Origin of the sequence: Streptomyces sp. NPDC102490 (genome assembly GCF_044765285.1) — a bacterium.
Classification (GTDB): domain Bacteria; phylum Actinomycetota; class Actinomycetes; order Streptomycetales; family Streptomycetaceae; genus Streptomyces.
On record NZ_JBIWJU010000004.1, the window covers coordinates 91,104 to 112,500 of the forward strand.

At 71.0% G+C, this 21,397-nt stretch carries 18 protein-coding genes and 1 pseudogene; 10 read left to right on the top strand and 9 right to left on the bottom strand.

Translation table 11 applies throughout. From position 1 onward, the window contains the following. Positions 1-36 precede the first annotated feature (36 nt). Positions 37-343: pseudogene (locus tag ACIRGB_RS09695) on the top strand (hypothetical protein); the annotation flags it as partial. Positions 344-438: 95 nt separating this feature from the next. On the opposite strand, the gene ACIRGB_RS09700 reads toward ACIRGB_RS09695, so the two are convergent. The 5 genes from ACIRGB_RS09700 to ACIRGB_RS09720 form a co-directional block, all read right to left on the bottom strand. Further along, positions 439-1,719 carry an FAD-dependent monooxygenase gene (locus tag ACIRGB_RS09700; protein ID WP_403860871.1) on the bottom strand — a complete coding sequence of 427 codons (1,281 nt, stop codon included), beginning with the start codon at positions 1,717-1,719 and terminating at the stop codon, positions 439-441. Between the two features lie 153 nt (positions 1,720-1,872). Further along, positions 1,873-2,430, bottom strand: a complete 558-nt coding sequence (gene tpg, locus ACIRGB_RS09705; RefSeq protein WP_403860874.1) for a telomere-protecting terminal protein Tpg — start codon at positions 2,428-2,430, stop codon at positions 1,873-1,875. Positions 2,431-2,445: 15 nt separating this feature from the next. Beyond that, entirely contained in the window at positions 2,446-4,650 is a 2,205-nt protein-coding gene (tap, locus tag ACIRGB_RS09710; RefSeq protein ID WP_403860877.1) for a telomere-associated protein Tap, read from the bottom strand. Between the two features lie 13 nt (positions 4,651-4,663). Further along, positions 4,664-5,032, bottom strand: coding sequence for a hypothetical protein (locus tag ACIRGB_RS09715; protein ID WP_403860880.1), 369 nt, complete (start codon positions 5,030-5,032; stop codon positions 4,664-4,666). A gap of 96 nt (positions 5,033-5,128) precedes the next feature. Then, the gene (locus ACIRGB_RS09720; RefSeq protein WP_403860883.1) at positions 5,129-5,662 is read right to left on the bottom strand and encodes an EF-hand domain-containing protein; all 534 of its coding nucleotides are present in this window, start codon (positions 5,660-5,662) and stop codon (positions 5,129-5,131) included. Positions 5,663-5,997: 335 nt separating this feature from the next. Between ACIRGB_RS09720 and ACIRGB_RS09725 the strand changes: the two genes are divergently transcribed. Genes ACIRGB_RS09725 through ACIRGB_RS09735 form a run of 3 tightly spaced genes read left to right on the top strand, consistent with a single transcriptional unit; the run spans position 5,998 to position 8,782 of the window. Beyond that, positions 5,998-6,750 carry a (5-formylfuran-3-yl)methyl phosphate synthase gene (locus ACIRGB_RS09725; protein WP_403860886.1) on the top strand — a complete coding sequence of 251 codons (753 nt, stop codon included), beginning with the start codon at positions 5,998-6,000 and terminating at the stop codon, positions 6,748-6,750. A gap of 8 nt (positions 6,751-6,758) precedes the next feature. Continuing rightward, on the top strand, positions 6,759-7,868 hold the full coding sequence (locus ACIRGB_RS09730; RefSeq protein ID WP_403860890.1) for an NAD(P)-dependent alcohol dehydrogenase: 1,110 nt from the start codon (positions 6,759-6,761) through the stop codon (positions 7,866-7,868). Then, positions 7,865-8,782 (top strand): class I SAM-dependent methyltransferase, encoded by a 918-nt coding sequence (locus ACIRGB_RS09735; protein WP_403860892.1) that lies wholly within the window; start codon positions 7,865-7,867, stop codon positions 8,780-8,782. The genes ACIRGB_RS09730 and ACIRGB_RS09735 overlap by 4 nt, the downstream gene beginning before the upstream one ends. A gap of 30 nt (positions 8,783-8,812) precedes the next feature. On the opposite strand, the gene ACIRGB_RS09740 is transcribed toward ACIRGB_RS09735, so the two are convergent. After that, positions 8,813-9,841: a LacI family DNA-binding transcriptional regulator gene (locus ACIRGB_RS09740; RefSeq protein ID WP_403860895.1), complete on the bottom strand. Its 1,029-nt coding sequence runs from the start codon at positions 9,839-9,841 to the stop codon at positions 8,813-8,815. A gap of 354 nt (positions 9,842-10,195) precedes the next feature. Between ACIRGB_RS09740 and ACIRGB_RS09745 the strand changes: the two genes are divergently transcribed. The 4 genes from ACIRGB_RS09745 (at position 10,196) to ACIRGB_RS09760 (ending at position 15,775) form a co-directional block, all read left to right on the top strand. Then, entirely contained in the window at positions 10,196-11,506 is a 1,311-nt protein-coding gene (locus ACIRGB_RS09745) for an extracellular solute-binding protein (protein ID WP_403860898.1), read from the top strand. Beyond that, positions 11,503-12,405: a carbohydrate ABC transporter permease gene (locus ACIRGB_RS09750; RefSeq protein WP_403860901.1), complete on the top strand. Its 903-nt coding sequence runs from the start codon at positions 11,503-11,505 to the stop codon at positions 12,403-12,405. Before ACIRGB_RS09745 ends, ACIRGB_RS09750 begins: the two co-directional genes overlap by 4 nt. 1 nt (position 12,406) lies before the next feature. After that, a complete protein-coding gene (locus ACIRGB_RS09755) occupies positions 12,407-13,303 on the top strand; it encodes a carbohydrate ABC transporter permease (protein ID WP_403860904.1) in 897 nt (298 codons plus the stop codon). 90 nt (positions 13,304-13,393) lie between these two features. Then, positions 13,394-15,775: a glycoside hydrolase family 3 N-terminal domain-containing protein gene (locus tag ACIRGB_RS09760; protein ID WP_403860907.1), complete on the top strand. Its 2,382-nt coding sequence runs from the start codon at positions 13,394-13,396 to the stop codon at positions 15,773-15,775. Positions 15,776-15,841: 66 nt separating this feature from the next. Here ACIRGB_RS09760 and ACIRGB_RS09765 read toward each other — a convergent pair whose 3' ends face one another. Both ACIRGB_RS09765 and ACIRGB_RS09770 read right to left on the bottom strand, forming a co-directional pair. Further along, positions 15,842-17,029 carry a fumarylacetoacetate hydrolase family protein gene (locus ACIRGB_RS09765; protein WP_403862089.1) on the bottom strand — a complete coding sequence of 396 codons (1,188 nt, stop codon included), beginning with the start codon at positions 17,027-17,029 and terminating at the stop codon, positions 15,842-15,844. Between the two features lie 57 nt (positions 17,030-17,086). Further along, the gene (locus tag ACIRGB_RS09770; protein WP_403860910.1) at positions 17,087-18,823 is read right to left on the bottom strand and encodes an IlvD/Edd family dehydratase; all 1,737 of its coding nucleotides are present in this window, start codon (positions 18,821-18,823) and stop codon (positions 17,087-17,089) included. A 130-nt stretch (positions 18,824-18,953) separates the two neighbouring features. Here ACIRGB_RS09770 and ACIRGB_RS09775 point away from each other — a divergent pair, with 130 nt between their 5' ends. Then, positions 18,954-19,682 carry a FadR/GntR family transcriptional regulator gene (locus ACIRGB_RS09775; protein WP_403860913.1) on the top strand — a complete coding sequence of 243 codons (729 nt, stop codon included), beginning with the start codon at positions 18,954-18,956 and terminating at the stop codon, positions 19,680-19,682. A 150-nt stretch (positions 19,683-19,832) separates the two neighbouring features. On the opposite strand, the gene ACIRGB_RS09780 is transcribed toward ACIRGB_RS09775, so the two are convergent. Then, the gene (locus tag ACIRGB_RS09780; protein WP_403860916.1) at positions 19,833-20,297 is read right to left on the bottom strand and encodes a MarR family winged helix-turn-helix transcriptional regulator; all 465 of its coding nucleotides are present in this window, start codon (positions 20,295-20,297) and stop codon (positions 19,833-19,835) included. 188 nt (positions 20,298-20,485) lie between these two features. Here ACIRGB_RS09780 and ACIRGB_RS09785 point away from each other — a divergent pair, with 188 nt between their 5' ends. Beyond that, positions 20,486-21,397, top strand: a complete 912-nt coding sequence (locus tag ACIRGB_RS09785; protein WP_403860919.1) for an SDR family oxidoreductase — start codon at positions 20,486-20,488, stop codon at positions 21,395-21,397.

Below are 21,397 nucleotides of genomic sequence, written 5' to 3' on the forward strand. Positions count from 1 at the left end.
CTGCTGCCGACGACGCCGTCGGGCAGTCGGACTCACATGAACGCACCGGGGGACATCGTTCACGGCCGTTTCAAGCTGATCGAGCGGCTCGGCAGTGGGGGAATGGGCGTGGTGCGGCGAGCTCGGGACACCGTGCTGCACCGTGAAGTCGCACTCAAGTCCGTACGCCCGGACATGGACGCCTCGGACGCCGTACGTGAGCGCGTCATACGCGAGGCGGGCCACCACCACGCCGACGGCCACGGGCGAACTCATCGGGTCGCCCGAGTACATCGCTCCTGAGCGCGTTCGCGGTCACGACGACGATCCGGCGTCCGATCTGTGGTCGCTCGGGCTCGTCCTGTAACACATGACATCACCGAGGCGTCGGTCTGCCACGGAGGGGCGGGGCTGCTCCTGGCCGTCGACCGGATCGCCTCGGACGCCGCGCTTCCCGACCTACGGCTTGGCTGACGAGGTGATCGGCGGTCCGGCCTGGGCCACGGAGTCCGGCACTCCCGTGTAGTCGGGCAGCTCGATGCCGTTGATCGCGCGCCCGACCAGCTCGGTGAACCATTCGCTCGTGAAATCGGGGCGCGGCTCGGCGTCCGGTCCGGGGACCTCGCGGCTGCGGGCGTTCAATCGGCCGATCTCCTGGTTGGCCTCGACGAACGAGCGCATCCGCGCCTCGTAGCGGGCGAACCCGGTGTCGGGGTCCCACTCGGCGGCGGCCAGCTCTCCGGCCAGCACGTAGGCGCCGACCAGCGCCAGCCCGGTGCCCTGCCCGGACATCGGTGACGAGCTGAACGCCGCGTCCCCGAGCAGTCCCACCCGTCCGCTAGACCAGCGGTCCATCACCACCTGGGCGACCTGGTCGAGGTAGAAGTCCGGGGTGTCGTCCAGGTGCGCGAGGATGTCCGGGACCAGCCAGCCCAGGCCCGCCATCCGCTCACGCAGCAGGCGCTTCTGGGCCGCGACGTCCCGGTAGTCGACGTCGAAATCAGCAGAGGCAGAGGCGGTGTAGAACATCGCCATCGCCCGAGTGGCGTCCTGGATGGGCCGCAGGAGGGCTGAGCGCCCGGACTCCTGGTCCTGGTACTCGAGCAGCCAGCGGTCCAGCCCGAACTCGTTGGGCACACTGTAGAAGGCCAGCACGTGCCCGAGGTGGCGGAGGAACCGCTCATGCGGCCCGAAGACCATCGCCCGCAGTTCCGAGTGCAGCCCGTCGGCCCCGATCACCAGGTCGAAGCGCCGCCGGTCGCCGCCCGCGAAGACCACGTCGACCCCGTCCGTGTCCTGGGCGAGTTCGGCGATTCGGTCGCCGAAGATGTACTCGACGCCGTCGCGGGTGTCGTCGTAGAGCACCTGGGACAGGTCCCCTCGCAGGATCTCGATGTCCGCGATGAAGCCGTCGCCACCGTCGTCGTCCGCATGGAAGGTCTCCAGCACCTGCCCGTCCGCGTCCACGGTGTGGGCGCCGGCGGTGTCGGTGCACGCCGCGCGGACCGCCGCGTCCAACCCCATGCGCCCGATGACCTCCTTGGCGACCCCGCGCGCGTCCACCGCCTGCCCGCCGGGACGCAGCTCGGGAGCCCGCTCCGCCACGGTCACCTCGGCCCCCCACCGGCGCAGCCAGTGGGCCGCGGCGGGTCCCGCGATGCTCGCCCCCGCCACCAACACCCTGGGACCGCTCATCCGCGTCCCCTGCTCGGAGTCGTCGACGCCCATCACTGCCTCCATGTCCTTCGTCCTGTGCTGGAACGTTCCCGGCACAGGCCCACCCCGGTCGGTGGATCCGGGGGTAGGGACTGCGGGCCCGCACGAGACTCATCGGTTTGGCCGACATCGCATTCGCGCTCCCGCACACCGGTCGCGGCTCGCCGGGCACGGCTGCTACAGGTCGAACTCGAGGTGCTCGATGTCCGTGAACCGGACTTCTTCCAGGGAGCCGGCGCGTCGGCCGCCGTCCTGGAAGTAGACCTCCTTGAGGGCCTCGGCCGCGATCTCCTGGAGGCGGGTGTCGGTGGCGCCGGCCTCCTGGGCGTCGAAGAGGCGGGCGGCGTAGGCCGGTGGCAGGGCGACGGTCAGGTGCCGGATGCGGTCCTGGTCCGTCGACCCGATGGGGGCGGTGTAACCCAGGCGGGCTCGGGTGTCGATGACGATGCCGTCGGTGGTCGCCGCCCTCTGCCTCGCCTTGGCGCGGATCTGCGGCTGCCAGCGCCTGTTCACCTCGCGCTCCAGGCGGGCTGCGAGGTCCGGTCGGGGCTTTTTGATCTCGTCCTTCACGTAGCGCTCGACGGTGCGCTGGGAGACGCGCAGCAGCTGGGCGACCGCGCGGGTGCCCTTCAGCTGCCGGACCAGGTAGCGCATCCGCGCGGGCGCGGTCTTCGGTGCGGGGCGGGTGAACGCCTTCCGCACGGCGGCGTCCAGGCCGTCCGCGAACATGCTCATCGCCTGCCTGCTCCCCTACTCGCCGTGGTCGGCATCGGTGACCGAGCCGTCCTTGATGTACCGGGCGAGGTTGAGGTCGGGGGCGTCGAACCGGTCGCGGACCTCTTCGCCCCACAGCACGCTCTGGGTGCCCTCGTGTTTGACCAGGCCGGGGTTGACGCCGAGTTTGAATCCGCCGGGCAGCGCCTTGCCACTCCGGTAGGGCAGGAAGTCCAGCGGCGAGGGGCCGGCTGCCGCGTAGACGACGCAGTCCGAGAGGACGGCGACGGGGTACTGGCCGGTGAACGCCGCGTGCTTGACGATCTTCCGGTGGAGGTTGATCCGGGTGCGGGAGATGACCGCCGCGCGGATGTCCGGCCGCCAGGTGGGCCTGGCCAGGGCGTGCCAGGGCTGGCCGGGCTTCCAGCCCTCGCCGCGGGGGCGTTCGCGGAGTTTGCCCAGGCCGCCCTTGACGGTCGCCTTGATGGCGGAGGCCACGATGGCGAGTTGCGGGTCGCGGTCCCGGTAGCCGTCCATCGCCGTGAGGAAGTCGGCCGGCGGCATGTCGGCGCTCACGCCGAGGTCGGCCATGGTGGCGAGGTAGGCGTCGCGCAGCCGCTGGTACCAGCCGTCCAGGTAGCGGCCGCTGTCGTGGCGGACGTATGCCTCCAGCGGGCGTACCTCGTAGCCGAGCTCCACCGCGTAGGCGACGGTGGGTGTGGCGTACCAGGCCGGGCCCTGGGGCCGGTCGCCCTTGGGGGTGAACGGGGAAGGCAGCAGGGCGGCGTCCAGCTCCACCCACTCCTTGCCGGTCCTCACCCTGGACAGGTCGACGTGGGAGAGGTCGACCAGCCAGGAGCCGGGCAGCTTCGCGTCGAACTCGGGTGCCTTGACGTGGGTGGGGGCGCCGAGGCCGACGGTCAGGCCGTTGGCGCCGGCGGCGAAGGCCATGTTGACGTCGATGCCGACCAGGTGGCGCAGCATGCACTCGGCGTCGGTCATCGGCCTGGCCCAGTCGTATGCCTCTTCGAACAGCTTCTCGTCGGGTCCGCGGACGTGGAAGCGCGGCAGGTCCGCCAGGAGCGGGTGGCCGTCGGGGGCCTCGCAGGGCGCGCAGTCGACGGGGTCCTGGCCCAGACTGCCGGGGTTGTGTTCGGAGCGCCGTCTGCCCGCCGCGTCCGGCGCCGAGGCGCGGGTCGGTGGATGCAGCGCGGTCATCAGCTCCAGACCGGTGACAGCGGTCGACCCGCGCGGCGTCATCACCCTTGAGGCGTACACGCCCAGCACGCGGGCCAGTTCCGCCGGCGGCAGCTGCGCGGCGGCACCCCAGTGCCGGGCGTCCAGGGCGTGCCACGACAGGATGCACAGCTGCACGCAGGAGCGCTGTGCGCCGGTGGCGGGGCGGTAGATCCGCGCCCACGGTCCGAAGCCGCGCCGGGTCAGCTTCCAGTCCGCGCGGGCCAGCTGCTTGATGACCTTGTGGTCCTCCGGGATCCGCCCGGCGAGCCGCTCCTTCTCCGTGAGCGTCGTCGGCAGGCCGTAGCGTTCCAGCGCGGTCTCGGTGAGCACGAGCAGCGGGTCGGCGTCCTTGCCCGGCCCGGACAGTCTCGCCTGCCCGAGCCGTGCCTCGTGCAGCGTCCAGTCCACCAGGGCCGCGAGGCTTTTGGCGGGTACGTCCAGGACGAGGCCACCCATGCAGTACGCGAGGACCTGGCCGTCGGCGTCGGTGTCGACGACCGCCAGCGGCCCGTGCGCGAACCGCGCATCGGCGTCCGCCGACGTGCCGGCCGACGCGGCGTGGGGGGCGGCGGTGCTCTGTTTCCCGCCCGCACGCCTGGCCGGCTGTCTGCTGCCGGCCGCCGCCGGGCGGGACGGGGGCGCGGGCGCGGCATGCGGTGTCGCGCGGACGGCTGGTGGCGGGGGGGTGCCCTGGTCCGGTCGCGGCAGACCGGCCTCGCTGCTGCCGGACGGCGCGGCGGACACCGGGAAGCGCCGGGACAGGCCGTCCAGGAGTCTGCGGTAGGCCTCGAGGCGTTCGGCCTTCGGTTCGGCTCGGCCCGCCTCCCATGCCTGGATGCTGGCAACGCGCACGCCGAGGGTCTGGGCTACGGCGGCCTGGGTCAGTCCGGCCGCCTCGCGCAGCCTGACCCGTTCGTCCAAGGCAGGCAGCACACTGCCGCCGTCGACGGCGGCGAGCAGCGCGTCGACCGCGGTGAACAAGGGCTGCGGCTGGTCCGTCATCTGCTGCGCCCCTCTACCGAACGCCCTGACGGATTTCTTCGAGGCGGGTCACCAGCCGCTGGTAGCGCTGGGAAGAGTTCAGGCCCTGATGCCCGGCGATCTGCCGCCAGTCCATGCCGCGGCGCCGGGCCTCGATGACGACCTGGGTCTCCAGCCGGTCCAGCGCCACGCGCATGTCCTCGAACAGGCTCAGCCCGGCCGCCACATCGTCGACGCTCACCTCAGGGTGCTGCCCGTCGCCGTGCTGGTGGCCGGCGGCGGTCAGCAGACGTCCCAGCAGCGCGGCGTCCTGTTCCAGACGATGCGCCGGAGCCCAGCCGACGGCGGGTTCCTCCGCGACCGCGGACCGCTGCGGGTGGGCGGGATGAGCTTGAGCTGCCATGTCGGCATGCTATCGCCACAGGACAAGGAGACAACGAACCGTTGTTCCGTTGCCCCCTTCCGAACTCACAAGGAGCGGGCCTCGAGCCGGGGCACGTCAGGCTGTCGGGGCGGCCGCCAGCAGGTCCGCGGGGACACCACCCTTGTCCGGCGCGTAGTAGTTCTTGATCTCGGCCTCCCAGACGTCCACCCGGATCCGGTCGGCGGCGTCGGGTTCGAACGCGTTGAAGAGGGCCTCGATGTTGGGCAGGTCGAAGCCGACTCCTCGCATCATTCCGATGAACACCGGGCGGGTGACGGTGCCACTGCCGTCCACGTCACCGAAGCGTGCGAAGCCCGCCGCGAACGCGTCCACGGCGCCGCTGAAGCGTTCCGGTGACAGGACGCAGTCCTGGAACTCGTCGTAGGTGATCCGGCCGTCGCGGTTGGTGTCGAGTTCCTTGGCCAGCGTCTCCCAGTAGCGCCGGAAGCCGGCGCGCATGGCCTCGGTGCGGGCCTCGTCGGCGTCGGGCACCGCCGCGGCCACCCGGTCGCTCATGAGCTTGAAGTCGTCGGCTTCCAGAACCCCGTTGCCGTCGGCGTCGAACAGGGTGAAGACCAGTTTTACGCGTGTGACTGCCTCGGTGCGCATGTGTGTGCCCCTTCTTGTTCTCGCGTCCGGGATTGGGCCGCGTGTGCCGGCCGAGCAGCAACTATCCGGGGCTGCGGGCCCGGTGTCCCGGGAAGACCGGCTGGTCAACATAAAGAGTGAAGATGGCACCGCGTCGGCATGAACGTGACGCGGTGCCGGTTGCACCGGCGCGCACGGCGCATCGATCCCGGGGGGAGCGCCTCCCTCGGTTCTCGTGCGCCCTACCGGTGGTCGCGGGCGACCGCTGATGATGAGCGGACCGCAAAGACCCGAGCGTGTTCGCACACTCCTGCCTGCTCCCCAGGCACTGAGGGGGGTGCGGGAAGGAGCACACGTTGTTACTTCTGATCTCCCCGGACAGCGTCGAGGAAGCCCTCGAGTGTGCGAAGGCGGCGCAGCATCTCGACATCGTCGATGTGAAGAGACCCGCCGAGGGTTCGCTCGGCGCCAACTTCCCGTGGGTCATCAGGGAAATCCGGGGAGTGGTCCCCGCCGACAAGCCGGTGTCCGCCACCGTCGGAGACGTGCCGTACAAGCCGGGCACCGTGGCGCAGGCGGCCCTCGGCGCGGTTGTCTCGGGAGCCACGTACATCAAGGTCGGGCTCTACGGGTGCACCACGCCCGCACAAGGGGTCGAGGTCATGCAAGGGGTCGTCCGGGCGGTGAAGGACCACCGGCCGGACGCCTTCGTCGTCGCCTCGGGTTACGCCGACGCCCACCGCATCGGCTGCGTCAACCCGCTCGCGCTCCCCGACATCGCCCTGCGCTCGGGCGCCGACGCGGCCATGCTCGACACGGCGATCAAGGACGGGACCCGGCTGTTCGACCATGTACCGGTGGAGGTCTGCGCGGAGTTCGTGCGACGAGCCCACGCTGCCGGGCTCCTCGCCGCTCTCGCGGGCAGCGTGAAGGCCGGCGACCTCGGTGCGCTGACCCGCATCGGCGCGGACATCGTGGGTGTGCGGGGAGCGGTCTGCGAGGGCGGTGACCGCGACACCGGCAGGATCCAGCCGCGGTTGGTCGCCGCCTTCCGCGCGGAGATGGACCGGCACGCCCGGGAGCACGCGGCCGCCCCCGCCGCGGGCTGACCACTGACATGGCGAGGAAGTTCGACGCGGCGGTCCTGCGGTCCCCCGAGGGACGGTTCGCGGTCGAGGAAGTGCTGCTGGACACAGGGCCCGACGACGACGAAGTACTGGTGCGGATCGCGGGCTGCGGGATGTGCCGGACCGATCTCGCCGTCCGACGACCGGGCGGCCGCTCACCGCTGCCGGCGGTGCTCGGGCACGAGGGTGCCGGGACCGTGGTGGAGACGGGCGGGCCGCACACCGGCCTGACCACCGGCGACCACGTCGTCCTGAGCTTCGACTCCTGCGGCCACTGCCCGAACTGCCGGGGCGGCGCCCCCGCCTACTGCGACTCGTTCGCCGAGCTCAACCTGTTCGGCGGGCGCAAGGAGAACGCCGCCAGGTTCACCGACGCGGCGGGGGAAAGACTGGCCCCGCGCTGGTTCGGCCAGTCCTCGTTCGCCGAGTATGCGCTGGTCCCGGCCCGCAACGCCGTACGGGTCGACCCCGCCCTTCCCCTCGACCTGCTCGGACCACTGGGCTGCGGATTCCTCACCGGCGCGGGGGCGGTCCTCAACACCTTCGGCGCGGGACCGCACGAGACCGTGGCCGTCTTCGGCGCGGGTGCGGTGGGCCTGGCCGCGATCATGGCGGCCACGGCGTCCGGAGCGGTGACCGTGGCGGTCGACCGGTCCCCCGAACGGCTCGTCCTCGCGGAGCGCTACGGCGCGATCCCCCTGCCCGTCACGGCATCCGATCTGTCCGCCCGCATCCGCCGGCTGACCGACGGCGGCGCGCACTACGCCCTGGACACCACGGCGGTCCCCTCGCTGATCAACGACGCGTTGTGGTCCCTGCGCCCGACCGGCCACCTCGGCTTGGTCGCACGGCTGCACACCACCTTGCCGATCGAGCCGGGAGCGCTGGACCGGGGCAGGCGCATCTCACACCTCTGCGAGGGGGACGCCGTGCCGGGCCTGCTGATCCCGCGGCTGATCGGCCTGTGGCAGGCAGGCCGGTTCCCTTTCGATGAGCTGATCCGTACGTACCCGCTCACCGACATCAACGAGGCCGAACGCGACTGCGAAGCGGGCCGTGTCGTCAAACCCGTCGTGGTCCCGCGGGAGCGGAGCCGATGAGCACATCCGTCAACGGAGGAAGCGTGGCCGGAACGACAGAGCACGACACCGGCGTCACGAGCGGGGTGGGGAGGACCGCGCTCCTGGTCGCCGCCGCGCGAGCCATCGAAACGTACCGCGACGACAGTCTCGCCCAGGATGTCTTCGCGGAACACTTCGTGCTCGCCGCGCCGGCCTCCCACGGCTGGCCGGTCCGCCTGCACCAGGTGGCGGGCGGGGACGCGAACCCGCTGTGGGGACGCTTCGCCCGCTACTTCGGCCTGCGGACGAGGGTCCTCGACGACTTCCTCCTCCAGTCGGCGCACCGGACCGACGCCCGTCAAGTCGTGCTGCTCGGCGCGGGGTTGGACACGCGTGCCTTCCGGCTCGACTGGCCCACCGGCAGTGTCGTCTTCGAGATCGACAAGGAGGAGGTGCTGGCCTTCAAACACAAGGTGCTCGACGGCCTGTCGGCCGCCCCGAAGGCGGCGCGCGTCCCGGTCCCGGTGGATCTCCGCGCCGACTGGGTCACCGCGCTTGCCGCCTCCGGCTTCGACCCGGCCGCACCGAGCGTCTGGCTCGCCGAAGGGCTGCTGTTCTACCTCCCCGCCGTCGCCGAGACGGCCCTCATCGCACAGGTGGACCGGTTGAGCGCGCGAGGCAGCGCCCTGGCCTACGAGGTCAAGCTCGAGCCTGACCTGATGACCTACCGCGACAGTCCTCTCTACACCGCGACAACCCGGCAGATCGGCATCGACCTGCTCGGCCTGTTCGCGAAGGAACCGCGCCCGGACTCCGTCGGCGCGCTGGCGGGCAACGGCTGGTCCACATCGGTCCACACCCCCTTCGAATTCACCCACCGCCACGGACGCGGCCCATTCCCCGAGGAGAACGACGCCTTGGCGGGCAACCGGTGGGTGTTCGCGAACAGGTGACCGGCTTCCTTCACGCATCGAGCGCTTCGGTCACCCGCGCTGCGAGGACTCCTCGGGTGGCGGGGCCGTCGAGGCACGTACGACGAGTTCGGTGGCGAGCTCGATGTGGTGGGAGTCGACCTTCTCACCGTTGGCCAGTCGGAGGGCCGTACGCAGGGCGGCACCGCCCATCTCCCGCAGCGGCTGGCGCACGGTGGTGAGGGGCGGTGAGGCCATCTCGGCGAGGCTCGTGTCGTCGAAGCCGACCACGCTCAGGTCTTCCGGGACGCGTAGTCCTCGGCCCCGGGCGGTCTCGATGACCCCGACGGCGATCTCGTCGTTGCCCGCGAAGATCGCCGTCGGGGGCTCGTGCAGGTCCAGCAGCGCGGCGGCTCCGAGTAGTCCGGTTTCGTTGGTGAACTCTCCCGGCCGGACGTAGGCCTCGGGTACTCGGGCCCCTTCGGCCTCCATGGCGGCGCGGTAACCGTGCATACGTGCCTGGTTGCACACGGCCATGGCGGGTCCGCCGAGATAGGCGACGCGGCGGTGGCCCAGGGAGAGCAGATGCCGCGTCGCGGCCAGGCCGCCTGCGAAGTTGGTCGCCCCCACGCTGTGCACCCGGCTGTCCGGCAGGTGCAGGGGGTCCAGTACGACCAACGGCAGCCCGGACCGGGCCAGTTCGTTCAGGTGCGCCGTGGTGTACACGCTGGTGATCGCGATGACGGCACGACGTCCGGCGGAGACCAGGTCCCGGGCCCAGTGCGGGGCACGGGACGCCTTGCTGATCACCACCGAAGCCCCCAGTTCGGAAGCGGAGTCGATGATCCCTTCCAAGGTCTCGGCGACGTAGGACTTCAGGCCGCCCTTGAACTGCACCTCGATGGTCGGGCTTTCGACGGCCTCGGTGTGGCGGAAGACGGGGGCGAGGTAGTCGTGGTGGTGCAGCAGCTCCTGCACCCGGGTGCGGGTCTGCGGCGCCACGTCACCGCGGCCGTTCACCACTTTGGACACGGTCGCGACGGAGACGCCGGCCGCTTGGGCGATGTCCGCCAAAGTGGTGCGTCTCGCGTTCGGTCGCATCGGTTCCCTCCCCAGACGTCCACCGGCGTGGTGAGTCGCCGGTCGGGCCGGCGACACGGGTGGAACCGGTCAACAGTACGGCAACCTGCCACGAGCCCGTCCGGAGAGGTACCGGCAGGTCCTGCGACCTCGACCGATTTCGAAATATTTTCGAACCTGACGAGGTCTCTCGGATTGCCCGATCGGCCTGGTATTGCAGCGGCGACGGCACCACCAGAACGCTCCTGCACATCCCTTGACAGTCACTCAGCTCGAAACCTAGCTTGCACGAACAGAGCTTCGGAGAAGGCTGTTTCGAAAAACTTTCACCATGACTCCCGAGAAGCCGGTGGCTCTCGAGTGCGGAGGAAAGACATGGCGCTCTCCCGACGTACCCTCCTCGGCCTGGCCGCCGCTGTGCCCGTCTCCGCGGCACTGTCGGCCTGCGGCTCGTCCGGCCCCGGCAAGAGTGGTGGTGGGGCCACGTACTGGTACCTGAACGGCCAACCGCAGGAAGGTGTCCGGTCCGGCGCGGTGGACGCGTTCAACAAGTCCCATCCCGACGACCGGATCGACGACACGACGTTCCAGAACGACGCGTACAAGACGAAGATCAAGACCGCCATCGGTGCCGGGCAGGCGCCCACCATCATCTGGGGCTGGGGCGGCGGGACACTGCGCACCTACGCGGAGGCGGGCCAGGTCGAGGACCTCACGTCGTGGTTCGACGAGCATCCCGAGGTCAAGAACGGGCTGATCCCGACCTCGTTCGGCGCGGCGACCGTCGACGGCAAGATCTACGCGATGCCGTGCGAGACCGTGCAGCCGATCATCCTCTACTACAACAAGAAGGTCTTCGACCAGGTCGGCGTACAGCCGCCGGAGTCCTGGGACGACATCATGGCGCTGGTGCCCAAGTTCAACGCGAAGGGCATAGCACCGTTCTCCCTCGGGGGTCAGTCCCGCTGGACGAACATGATGTGGCTGGAGTTCCTGTTCGACCGCATCGGCGGCCCCGAGGTGTTCCAGGCCGTCGTCGAGGGAGAGAAGAACGCCTGGTCGAACCCGGACGCCATCGCCGCGCTGAGCAGGGTGCAGGAACTGGTCGAGGCCGACGGGTTCGTGAAGGGGTTCTCCTCCATCACCGCGGACTCCAACGCCGACCAGGCGCTGCTGTACACCGGCAAGGCCGCGATGATGCTGCACGGTGCGTGGTCGTACGGCATCCAGCAGACCGACGGCGGAGACTTCGTCTCTAGCGGCGGACTGGGTTACATGAACTTCCCGCCGGTCGACGGCGGCAAGGGTGATCCGAGCGACGCGGTCGGCAACCCCGCCCAGTACCTGTCCATCTCCGCGAAGGCCACCGCCGAGGAGAAGAAGATCGCCAAGGACTTCTTCGCGACCGGCGTCCTCCAGGACGCCGAGGTGAAGGCGTGGATCGACAACGGGTCGGTTCCCGTCCGGCTGGGCACGGAAAAGCTGCTGGCCGCCTCCAAGAGCGCCGACTTCCTCCAGGTCAACTACGGTATCGCCACCAAGGCCAAGACGTTCGTGCAGTCCTGGGACCAGGCCCTCAGTCCGACGGCCGCCGAGACCCTGCTGGACAACATCGTCAAGTTGTTCCAGCTGTCCATCTCGCCGGAGCGGTTCGCCGGCAACCTCAACGCGGTCATCGGCAAATGAGTTCACTCACCGGCCGTCCGCCGCGCGGCCGTCCGCGCAGCATCCTGCCCTGGCTGGCGGCACCGGCGCTGGTGGTCTTCGTCGGTTTCGCCGTGATCCCGCTCGTCGGTGTCTTCGCGCTGAGCTTCACCACCTGGGACGGCATCGGCACCATCCACGGATCGGGGCTGACCAGTTGGCGTGCGGTGCTCACCGACCCCGGTCTGCCGCACGCCCTCTGGGTGACCTTCATGGTGATGGCGGTGTCGTGGGCCGTTCAGACGCCGCTGAGTATTCTGCTCGGCACGTTCCTCGCGGGCAGACAGCGCTACCGTGCGGTGCTGGGGGTGGTGTACTTCGTCCCCCTGATGCTCAGTTCCGCGGCGATAGCCATCGCCTACAAGGCCCTGCTGGACCCCAACTTCGGGCTCGGGGCCGGTCTCCGGCTCCCGCTGCTCAGCCAGGACTGGCTGGGGCGGCCCGGGCTCGCCTTCGGCGTCGTCGTCTTCGTCGTCTCCTGGCAGTTCGTCCCGTTCCACTCCCTGATCTACCAGGGTGGCGTCCAGCAGATTCCCAGCTCCCTGTACGAAGCGGCCCAGTTGGACGGGGCCGGACGGATCCGGCAGTTCTTCAGCATCACGCTGCCCCAGCTGAGGTACACCATCATCACCTCGTCGACGCTGATGGTGGTCGGGTCGCTGACCTTCTTCGACCTCATCTTCGTCCTGACCGAAGGCGGCCCCGGCGACGCCACCCGGGTCCTGGCACTGGACATGTACAAGCGGGGATTCCAGGCCAGCCTGATGGGGCCGGCCAGCGTCATCGCGGTCATCCTCGTCCTGGTGGGGCTCGCTCTCGCCCTGCTGCTGCGACGGCTCGGCGGCCGGGACGCCGGCGCGAGCCAACTGGAGGGGGCCTGAGGTGACCGCCACACTGCCCGAGACACGACGACCGCACACAACCGACCCCCGCAAGCGGCAACACCGCACCCCCCGGACGGCCCGCCGGCGCAACTGGCCCGGCGGCCTGGCCGGCTGGCTCTGGCTCGGCGTCGTCGCCGTACCCCTGTACTGGACCCTCATCACCAGCCTCAAGGCCCAGAGCCGCTACTACGCGAGCAACCCGCTGGTGCCTTCGAGCGACCCGACACTGGACAACTACCGGCTCGTCATCGAGTCCGACTTCCTCCGCTACTTCGTGAACAGCGTCCTGGTCACCGCGGGCGCGGTGGTGCCGGCGGTCGTGTTCTCCTTCATGGCGGCCTACGCCATCGTCCGGGGCTGGCGCATGCGAGTCCTCCGTGCGATGAACGGGCTGTTCCTCCTGGGCCTGGCCATCCCGCTGCAAGCGACGGTGATCCCGGTCTATCTGATCATCATCAAGCTGCACCTGTACGACACGCTGCTGGCGCTGGTCCTCCCGTCGATCGCCTTCGCCATCCCGCTGTCGGTGCTGGTGCTCGCCAACTTCATCCGCGACGTGCCCAACGAGCTGTTCGACTCGATGCGGGTCGACGGCGCCACCGAGTGGACGACACTGTGGCGGCTGGCGGCACCGCTCACCCGCCCGGCCATCCTCACCGTGACCATCTTCAACGCCCTGACCATCTGGAACGGATTTCTGCTGCCGCTGGTGCTCACGCAGAGTCCGGAGCGCCGGACCCTGCCGCTCGCACTGTGGACCTTCCAGGGCCAGTACGGGGTCAACGTCCCCGCCGTTCTCGCCGCCGTCGTCCTCACCACACTGCCCGTCCTGATCCTGTACGCGTTCGGCCGCCGCCAGCTGTTGAGCGGTCTGACCGCCGGATTCAGCCGTTGACCGACGCCGACGCCGGCCGGCGCCCGGTCCGCCGGCTCACCTGTTCGCCCGCCGCACCCGGTCGCGGGTCCGCGGGCCGTGGGAGGGAAAGTGAACGCCAACGTGGCCGTAGACAACACCGCCGAAGTGTCCCGCTGGAACGACACCACTCTTCCCGTCGCCGCGAGAGTCGACGCCCTGATCGACGCGATGACCCTTCAGGAGAAGACCGCCCAGCTCTACGGGGTCTGGGTGGGCGCCTCCGACGAGGGCGGTGAAGTGGCCCCCCACCAGCACGACATGGAGGAGGCCGTTGATCTCGACGCGCTGTTGCCCACGGGACTGGGCCAGCTGACCCGGCCCTTCGGGACGGTCCCGGTCGACCCGGCCCTGGGTGCGCTCTCCCTGGCCCGCACCCAGAGGCGGATCGCCGCCGGCAACCGGTTCGGCATCCCCGCTCTCGCGCACGACGAGTGTCTGGCCGGCTTCGCCGCCTGGAGTGCGACGGCCTATCCCGTCCCGCTCTCCTGGGGTGCCACCTTCGACCCCGACACGGTGGAGCGCATGGCCTCCCACATCGGTCGGGACATGCGTGCCGTCGGCGTTCACCAGGGACTCGCGCCCGTCCTGGACGTCGTGCGCGACGCCCGCTGGGGCCGGGTCGAGGAGACCATCGGCGAGGACCCGTACCTCGTCGGCACCATCGGAACGGCGTATGTGCGGGGGCTCGAGTCGGCCGGGATCGTCGCCACCCTCAAGCACTTCGTCGGCTACTCCGCCTCCCGCGCCGGCCGCAACCTCGCCCCCTCCTCCGTGGGCCCGCGGGAGCGGGCCGACGTCCTGCTGCCCCCGTTCGAGATGGCGCTCCGTGAAGGCGGCGCCCGGTCGGTGATGAACGCCTACACCGACACCGACGGCATCCCCTCCGCGGCCGACGAGGACCTGCTCACCGGGCTGCTGCGGGACACGTGGGGCTTCGACGGGACCGTCGTCGCTGACTACTTCGCCATCGCCTTCCTGAAGACCCTGCACGGGGTGGCAGCCGACTGGGCCGACGCCGCCGGTCTGGCGTTGCGGGCGGGCATCGACGTCGAGCTGCCCAACGTCAAGACGTACGGCGCGCCGCTGGCCGAGGCCGTCGCCGACGGCCGCGTCCCGGAGGCGTTGGTCGATCGCGCCGTTCGCCGCGTACTCACCCAGAAGGCGCGGCTCGGCCTGCTCGATCCGGACTGGGCGCCGCTGCCGGCCGCGCTCGAAGGGGCGGACCTCGACGAGCCCGCCGCCCTGCGCGGCCGGATCGACCTGGACAGTCCTGAGAACCGCGCGCTGGCCCGTACGGTCGCCGAGGAGGCTGTCGTGCTGCTGAGCAACGACGGCACGCTTCCGCTCGAAAGGCCGCGTCGCATCGCCCTGCTCGGCCCCAACGCGGACGAGGCCGTCGCCGTGCTGGGCTGCTACTCCTTCCCTCAGCACATCGGCGTCCGTCACCCCGGGACTCCGCACGGCATCGAGTTGCCCACGCTGCGCGACGCCCTCGCGGCCGAGTTCCCCGACGCCGAGATCACGGTCGCCCGCGGCACCGGCGTCGACGACGGAGACCTCAGCGGCCTCCGCGAGGCCGCCCGGGTGGCCCGCGAGGCCGACATCGCGCTGGTGGTGCTCGGCGATCGCGCCGGGCTCTTCGGGCGGGGTACCAGCGGCGAGGGATGCGACGTCGAGACGCTGGCGCTGCCCGGGGCGCAGCAACCGCTGCTCGACGCCCTGTTGGACGTGGAGACCCCGGTGGTCACGGTGCTGCTGGCGGGGCGCCCGTACTCCCTCGGCCGCGCCGTGGCGGAGGCTGGGGCGATCGTGCAGTCCTTCTTTCCCGGTGAGGAGGGCACTCACGCGATCGCCGGTGTGCTCAGCGGCCGCGTCAACCCCTCCGGACGCCTCCCGGTCAGTGTGCCGCGTGGGCCGGGCTCCCAGCCGGCCGGCTATCTCGGAGCGAAGCTCGCCCACGCCGGCGCGGTGTCCACCATCGATCCGACACCGGCGTTCGCCTTCGGTCACGGCCTGTCCTACACGCGGTTCGACTGGACGGATCTGACCGTGGACACCCGGGAGGCGCCGACGGACGGCGAGTTCATCCTCTCCTTCACCGTCCGCAACACCGGCGCGCGGTCCGGAACCGAGGTCGTCCAGCTCTATCTCCACGACCCGGTCGCCTCCGTCGTCCAGCCGGTGCAGCGCCTGGTCGGCTATGCCCGGGTCGACTTGGCGCCGGGCGAGGCCCGGCGCCTGCGTGCCACCGTCCCGGCCGATCTCGCGTCGTTCACCGGCCGCGACGGGCGGCGTGTGGTCGAACCGGGCGAGCTGGAGCTCAGGTTGGCCGCCTCCAGCGCGGACCCACGCCTGACCGCCAGGGTCAGGCTGACCGGCCCCGAACGCCACCTGGACCACACGCGACGCCTGCGTTCCGTGCTCGATCAGGAGCCGGCTGCCCGGGCATGAGCCGAGCGGGCCGGGCCGTACCGGCCTTTGTGCCGCTGCGCGGGGGCCTGGTGGGTCCTCGATGTCTCACAGGACGCCGCGCCGAGCCAGGCTGCGCATCAGCGCTCGGACACCGAACGTCCACGGCGCGGCCTGTTCGCCGGCGACGACGGTGTTGACCAGAGCGCCGAGTCGCGGGCTGGAGATCCGCACGATGTCGCCGTACTCGTGGGTGAAGCCCATGCCGGGTGCCTTTCGGTCCTCGGTGGGGGCGAACAGCGTTCCGGTGAACAGCACGAACCCGTCCGGGTACTGGTGGTGCGGACCGTACGTGGCGGCCACCAGGTCCAGTACGTCGCGGCTGATCCCCCGCATCGTGCTGCCGCCCCGCAGTACGTAGCCGTCCGGGCCGTCGACCCGCAGGTCGACGTCGAGCCCGCGTACGGTGTCGAGGTCGAAGTCCTCGTCGAACAGGCGGATGAACGGGCCGATCGCGCAGGACGCGTTGTTGTCCTTCGCGCGGCCCAGCAGCAGGGCGCTGCGTCCCTCGATGTCACGGAGGTTGACGTCGTTGCCGAGCGTCGCACCGCGTACCCGGCCGCGCGAGTCCACGACGAGGACGACCTCGGGCTCGGGGTTGTTCCACACCGAGGCGCCGAGCACGCCGATGTCGGCGCCGACGCCGACCGCGGACAGGACCGGTGCCTTGGTGAACACTTCCGGGTCCGGCCCGATGCCGACCTCCAGGTACTGCGACCACAGTCCTTCGGCGACGAGCAGTTCCTTGGCCTGGTCCGCCTCGGGAGATCCGGGACGGATGCCGTCGAGCGCACCGCCCACCGCCTGCCCGACGCGGGTCCGCACCCGGTCGGCCTGCGCCGGGTCGCCGCCCGTGCGTTCCTCGATGACGCGTTCCAGCAGGCTCTGGGCGAACGTGACGCCGGCGGCCTTGATCACTTGCAGGTCGACGGGGGCGAGCAGATGGGGGATGTCACGGCGGCCGGCGGGTGCCCCGAGCAGTTCGTCCAGGCGCCAGACCTGTCCTCCGTCGGCCTCGCGGACGACTGCCGCCGCGTCGTCGCGTTCCATCAGGTCGGAGACGGTGGGTGCGACGGCCGTCAGGTCGACGACACGCTCGCCGCGCACCGCGGCCACACACGGTCCGTCGTGTTCCGGGGCGTGGACGCGGGCGACGAGGGTCGCGCGGTCGGCGTCCTCCGGCAGGACGGAGCCGCTGGTGAGGACCGGACGGGGACGGGCTGGAGCCGATTCCACCATCAATGCTCTCCTGGGTGCGGGGGGGGCGGGGGGGTGCGGAGTCCTGGGACGGTCTCAGTGGGAGTCGCGGGGGACCTCGTGTCCACGGCTTCCGCGCAGGAACCCGAAGTCGGCTCCGCGGTCGGCCTGCTCCACGTGCTGCGTGTACAGCCAGGTGTAGCCGCTGTCGTACCGCTCGGCGGGTGCCCGCCACCCCTGTCGGCGCCGGGTCAGCTCGACGTCGTCCACGTCCAGGCGCAGGGTGCGGTTCGGGACGTCGAGGACGACGGGGTCTCCGTCGCGCACCAGGGCGAGGGGCCCGCCGACGGCGGCCTCGGGCGCCACGTGCAGGACCACGGTCCCGTACCCGGTGCCGCTCATCCGGCCGTCGCAGACGCGCACCATGTCGGTGACGCCGGCCTTCAGCAGCTTGGCGGGAAGTGGCACGTTGGAGACCTCGGGCATGCCGGGGTAGCCCTTGGGTCCGGCGTTGCGGATGACGATGACGGTGTTCTCGTCGATGTCGAGGTCCGGGTCGTCGGCCACCTCGTGGTAGGCCTCCGGGGAGTCGAAGACGCGCGCGGGGCCGCGGTGGGTGAGCAGGTGCGGTGAGGCGGCGGACTGCTTGATCACGGCCCCGTCGGGACACAGGTTGCCGCGCAGGACCGCGATCCCGGTGCCGGCCGGCTGGAAGGGGGCGTCGAGGCGGGTGATGACATCGGAGTCCACGCGTTCGGCGTGCTCGGTGTTCTCGGCGAGGGTGCGCCCGGTGACGGTGATCTGGCCGCCGTGCAGCAGCCGGCCGCCGAGCAGTTCGGCCAGGACGGCCGGGAGGCCGCCCGCGTAGCAGAAGTCCTCCATGAGGTACGTACCGCTGGGCATCAGGTTGACCAGCGTCGGCACCGCGCGGGCCAGCTCGTCGAAGTCCGACAGGCTCAACGGGACGCCGACGCGCCCGGCGAGGGCGATGAGGTGGATGATGGCGTTCGTGGAGCCGCCGATGGCCGCGTTGACCCGGACGGCGTTCTCGAACGCTTCCCGGGTCAGGATCCGCGAGGGGCGCAGCTCCTCCTCCACCATCCCCACGATGCGCTGCCCGGCCGCCTGCGCGGTCTCCATCCGGCGGGAGTCGACCGCGGGCCAGGCCGCCGAGCCAGGCAGCTGCATGCCGAGCGCCTCGGCCAGGCAGGCCATCGTCGAGGCGGTCCCCATCGTCATGCAGTGTCCGTTGGAGCGGGCCATGCAGCCTTCCGCGAAGAAGCACTCCTCCTCGGTCATCCGGCCGGTTTTCAGGTCTTCCTCGAACTTCCACACGTGGGTGCCGGACCCCACGTCCTGGCCCCGGTACTTGCCGTTGAGCATCGGACCGCCGGTGACCATGACGGCGGGCAGGTCGACGCTGGCCGCGCCCATGAGCATGGCGGGTGTGGTCTTGTCGCAGCCGGACAGCAGCACGACACCGTCGAGCGGGTTGGCCCGGATCAGCTCCTCGACCTCCATGGCCATCAGGTTGCGGTACAGCATGGCGGTGGGACGCATCAGCGTCTCGCCGGTGGCCATGGTGGGAAACTGCAGCGGCAGGCCGCCCGCCTGCCACACGCCGCGCTTGACGGCTTCGGCGACGCGGGTCAGATGGGCGTTGCACGGGGCGAGTTCGGAGGCACTGGTAGCGATGCCGATGACCGGGCGGCCGTCGAACACCTCGTGCCCGAAGCCCTGGTTGCGCATCCAGGAGCGGTACACCATCCCACTGCGGCCCCGTGCGCCGAACCATGCCTGGCTGCGGCGACTCGTCTGCTGACCATCCGTCATGTGGGCACTCCCGTGGCTCTGGCGTCGTCCGCTGCGCGAGGGGCGTAGCAGGGCGGAGGCCCGCAGGCCGTACCCTGTCGGGCAATCATTAAATGATTCGATGAAGGGCGTCTAGGGGGAGGCGGAGTCGATGGTGCATTTCCCGACCACGCAGCAGCGTGTGGTCGACGAACTCGGACGGCGCATCGTGGAGGGCGCGTGGGAGCCGGGCGATCCGCTGCCCGTCGAGGACGCGCTCGCGGCCCGGATCGGGGTCAGCCGAGGGGTGTTGCGGGAAGCGGTGAAGGCGCTGGTGGCCAAGGGCATGCTGCGCGTGCGCCCGCGCACCGGCACACGCGTGCTGCCACCCGAGCACTGGAACCATCTGGACCGTGACGTACTGCGCTGGAAACAGGCCGGGGACGCCACGGCTCTGCTGCGCGACACGGGTGAACTGCGCCGGATCGTCGAGCCGGAGGCTGCCCGGCTCGCCGCCGGCCGGGCGGGCCCCGACGACGTCCGCGTCCTGTACGCGTCCCTGGCGTCCATGGAGGCAGCGGCGGCGGCGCCCGGCCGCAGCGGGTATGTCGAGGCGGACATCGCCTTCCACCGGGCCCTGCTCGACGCCAGCGGCAACCGTCTCCTGGGCTCGCTGGGCCGCGCTGTCGAGATCGCGCTGGAACACAGTTTCCTCATCAGCACCCAGACCCCCGGCGCGGTGGAGGCATCGCTGCCGGGTCACCGCGCCGTCGTGCGGGCCGTCGAGGCCCGCGATCCCGCGGCCGCGTCGGCTGCCGTACTGGCCCTGATCGAAGCCGCCGAACGGGAAATCGCCCAGTCCCCCGGATGGCCGAGCGACACCCTGGGCGGCGCCGTCTGACGAAGCCGTCACCTTCGGCGGGAGGACGCCCGCATACTCCTCTGCGGCGGCAAGGTGCGGCGGCACGACGGCTGGACGAGATGGCGCACTCGGAGCCGTGACCCCGGCGGCCGGGCCCGGGGTCGAGCCGACCGGCGCCCGCCGCGGGGGTCAGGACAGCGCGCGGTGCGCGCTCTTCAAGGCGTCACGGAAACGCTCGACGTCGGCGGGGGCGAGGTCCGCCACCATCCGCTGCTCCAGCAGCCGGGCCGGCTCGGCGTGGTCGGCGAGCAGCCGCCGTCCGGCGTCCGCGAGCAGGATCACCTTCTCCCGCCGGTTGTCCGGGTTCGGCTCCCGCCGTACCAGGCCCCGGCTCTCCAGCGCGCGCACCATGTCCGCCATCGACTGCGCCGTGACGAACGAGTCGCGGGCCAACTGCGCGGCGGAAATGCCGTCGTGCCGCTCCAGCACGGTCAGCGCCGTGTACTGCAAAGCGGTGACGCCCGCGGGCTTGAGCAACTCCTCCAGGCGGGCACGGACCACGAGTTCGGTCCGCTTGAGCAGGTAGAGCAGCGACGGCCCCGCTTCGGCCCCGGACCCGGCGCCCTCCGCGGACCGCTCCGGCGCTCGCGTCATCCCGTGCCTCCACTGCCTGCCGTCGATCCGTGTCTCACAGTGCACCACCCTAAGCCATTGACAGGATTCCTGTTAAAAGAGAACACTGACCCAACCGACAGGATTCCTGTCGATCAAGCGTGGGTGACGGCCCGGTCGGCCTCACCGCCCCTCAGGAACCTCACCGTCATCAGGGAAGAGGCACAGTGATGGAGCTACAGGGCAAGGTCGCCGTCGTCACCGGAAGCGGGCGCGGACTGGGACTCGCGTACGCCCGGGCCCTGGCCGCCGCGGGCGCCGCCGTCGTGGTCAACGACGTCGACACCGACGCGGTCGACGAGGCGGTGGGCGCCATCACCGCGGCCGGCGGCCGGGCCACCGGCGTCGTAGCCGCCGTGGGAGACAGCGAGGCCGCCGAACAGCTCGCCGACACCGCGGTGCGCGACTTCGGCCGGCTGGACGTCCTCGTCACCAACGCCGGCATCCTCCGCGACCGGGTGCTGTGGAAGATGACCGACGACGACTTCGACTCCGTGGTCAAGGTCCACCTGCGCGGGACCTTCACCTGTGCCCGGGCCGCGGCGGTGCGGATGCGCGAGCAGGGCGAGGGCGGACGGCTGATCCTGATCTCCTCCCCCGCCGGCCAGCGCGGCAACTTCGGCCAGACCAACTACGCCGCCGCCAAGGCCGGCATCGTGGCGATGGCCCGGACCTGGGCACTGGAGCTGGCCCGTGCCGGCATCACCGTCAACGCGGTCGTCCCCGTCGCCGCCACCGAAATGACCAAGACCATCCCGGCCTTCGCCCCGGCCATCGAGGAGGCCGAGCGCACCGGCATGCCGCTGCCGGACCGGCTGCGCAAGGACGAGGGGCTCGGCACCGTCGAGGACGTGGCGGGTCTGATCACCTTCCTCGCCTCGGACAGCGCCAAGGACGTCACCGGCCAGGCCATCGGCATCGGCGGCGACCGGCTGGCGCTGTGGGCCCACCCCAAGGAGGCCGCCGTCGCCTTCGCCGACGGCGGCTGGAGCGCCGACGCGATCGGCGAGCACTGGCACGACGGCGTCGGCGCCGAGCCCGAGATGTACGGCATCCCGGCTCCCAAGGCACCGGAGGCCTGA